Genomic DNA, 2,675 nt, shown 5'->3' on the forward strand with positions numbered 1-2,675 from the left:
ACAGGATATCTGTTCTTGATGTTTTTTATTGTCCAAAAAATTTTGAGACAGTGGCTAACTTGATTCTAAAATGCGCGGTAATTATGGATTCAGTACTTTAACCATTAGGAAAAAACCTACCGCTCGTTGAAGTCCCTCTCTGCCAAATCACGTACTGAATAATTTGGACTAGTCAGCAGTTGAGATTTAATTCCATCCAATACTCCCTTTCCTTTATTTGGAAGCGCGTTTATTAAAACAACCATCTGTCGCTTGACAACATCGTTAGTATCCGACACCAAACGTTGTAACTGTCCTGATGCTATTGTCGAATACCGTTCAAATGATAATAAACGCAAAAAACAGTTGCAAATATTGATAAGTAGTTGATTTTCTCGAGCCCGATTGTTGTTTGTGATTAAAAATTGGACCACTTGTGTCAGCGCTGGCCGGAGCGTTCTAGACTTCATCGCTACGGGGATGAAGTCTATCAATAACTCAGACACAAAGAGTAAGTATCTGCCCGAGGTATTTAGTGTTAGGGTAGAGAGAAGATTTCCATTGTCTTGCTCGATTAATGAAATTTTCAAGAAAGCCCGAATAGCTTCCAGTTGCTGAGTAGGTGCCTGGATTTCGAAGAAGCTCAATGATTTTGCATCAAGTGAGTCTATATTAATCTTTCCTCTAAGTTTATTTCGGAGAAGCTGAGAATCGTCAGACTGCGAAAGTAATTCCATTACTAGACAAACGGCCGATTGTTTTTCGCTAATGGTTTGATCAGAATTATTCAGAATTTTCACCAATGCTTCGAGGATTTGATTAACAGTTGTTTCACCGACTGTAAATCCCTTGGCAAGAAAGCTATGAATACTTGCAACTGGATCTCTGTCAAAGCCCCAAATTACTCCACCCTTTTGGGCGGTATTCTGAGCATTCATCAAAGCAAGATTAGAATCAACGAATTCTTTTGAGCTCTGCTCAGATTGGTTTATCCAAAGATACGGCTTAATATTTTTGTCATAGAAGGCAGCCATATTCTCCCGTAGGAATTTTGCTAGCTTCTCTGCCTCTGTTGGCCACTCGGTAATAATTGTTCCGATTGCTAACTCAAGCTTAGGAGAAACAGAACCGGCTTCGCGTGCTTGAAGCATCGACAGTACATCATGAACGATAATTTTGCGTTCTTCCTCTGACACTCCAAAATGGTCAATGGCTCCCGAAATTATATCTGCTAGATTGTCATAATACCGTTTTGCTCTGGGTATCATTTTGTCTACGAATGCAATAATTTCATTCTGGGGGATTCGAAAACAATAGCGAAATAGACCAAAGACGTCATTTGCTGGCTGAACCACTAGGTTTTGTTCTCCAGTCCATTCCTCTATATGCCGAGATAATAGTCTCCATTCGGCATCGAAGTCGTCATCGCCCAGATAATCAGCAACCAGTCGCAATGCATTCGACTCAATTCCGAGTTTTTCATATCCGTCGGGATATGAATGTACTGCCTGGAGAATAATCATTGAATCTTCATTGGAAAATTGTCCTAGTAAGTATCCGTAACGCCTTGTCCAACGTTCAATCTCTTTAAATGATCGCCCCATGAGCAACATATTTCGTAAAACATCTCTCAGATATTCTGGGGACTCATACTTTTGCAACAGCATCTCCGAAATCAGATTTAAGTTACGAGGCAATTGTCTAGTCTGCGCGATAGAGCCGTTGCAGGTGGCATAAACAGTCGCATCCACAAGAACATCAGTATAAACGCCAATTCCCGGTCCAAAAGCACTTTCTTCGTTGGATTGACTCGTAAATAGTTTGTTTTTCTCATTTCTAACCCAGGATGAGACTTTTTGAATCGAATGATCAATTCCAGGGTAATAAAATACCTCTGTTATATTGTCCAACTTTTTTTGATACGGGTTATCTCGAAAACGATTGTTTTCCTGATCTTCTATTACCAGCAAATTGCGCAAGTCAATTAGGGTATCCTGCAAAATCCATACAGGAAGTGCGGAAAGTTCCATGCCTTGTAACAAATCCTTAAGCAAGCTGCTTGCTGATTGATAATCTCCAGAAAAAAATAAGGACATCGCTCTCAATCTCGTTGAAAGCACCTTTTTATATTCTGAAGACATGTTCCCAGATAACCCGTCGATCGCTCTTAACATATAAATATCCCAGTCAGCTGGAAGCTTTTTATCAAAGAAGATTTGACCGATTAACTGAAAAATTCCTTGATCAAGTAAAGAACCTGGTTCCATTACCTTGGGGCCAAAATTATCATGAAAGACCAATTCTTGTACCGTTTGCTTAGAAATTGATACCTGATCAAAAAACTCTTTGGAAAACTGAGAGGTTGTTGGAAGAGGATTATTTGTTTTTCCAGCAGATTCGTCGGGCTTTGACTCAGCATCAATCTGTGAATCGAAATAAGCTTTGAACACAGATACCATTTGGGTAAAAAGTAAATTTTCAACTGAGCTAACGTAATCACCAGCCAACTCAAGCGGAACGACGAATCTTGCTTCCCCCTGGGCAATAATTTTATCTTTCAAATTTTCGCCATTGTCTGCTTCATCTGGAATTATGAAATATATACGGGGGATTTTGTTCTGACGAATTGTCAACTCAAGTGCAACTTTTTGCCCATGAAGACTTCCGATGGTGTCTTCCAGCCTAAGACCTTGCGT

1 protein-coding gene is annotated in these 2,675 nt (G+C 39.9%); it reads right to left on the bottom strand.

Features of this window, described 5'->3' with window-relative positions; genetic code table 11:
- Positions 1–116 precede the first annotated feature (116 nt).
- Positions 117–2,675, bottom strand: a 2,559-nt coding sequence (locus tag JUF11_RS12990; RefSeq protein ID WP_204119926.1) for a hypothetical protein, incomplete at its 5' end; no start/stop codon positions are given.

This window comes from Lacticaseibacillus suilingensis (assembly GCF_016861845.1).
In the GTDB taxonomy this organism is placed as follows: domain Bacteria; phylum Bacillota; class Bacilli; order Lactobacillales; family Lactobacillaceae; genus Lacticaseibacillus; species Lacticaseibacillus suilingensis.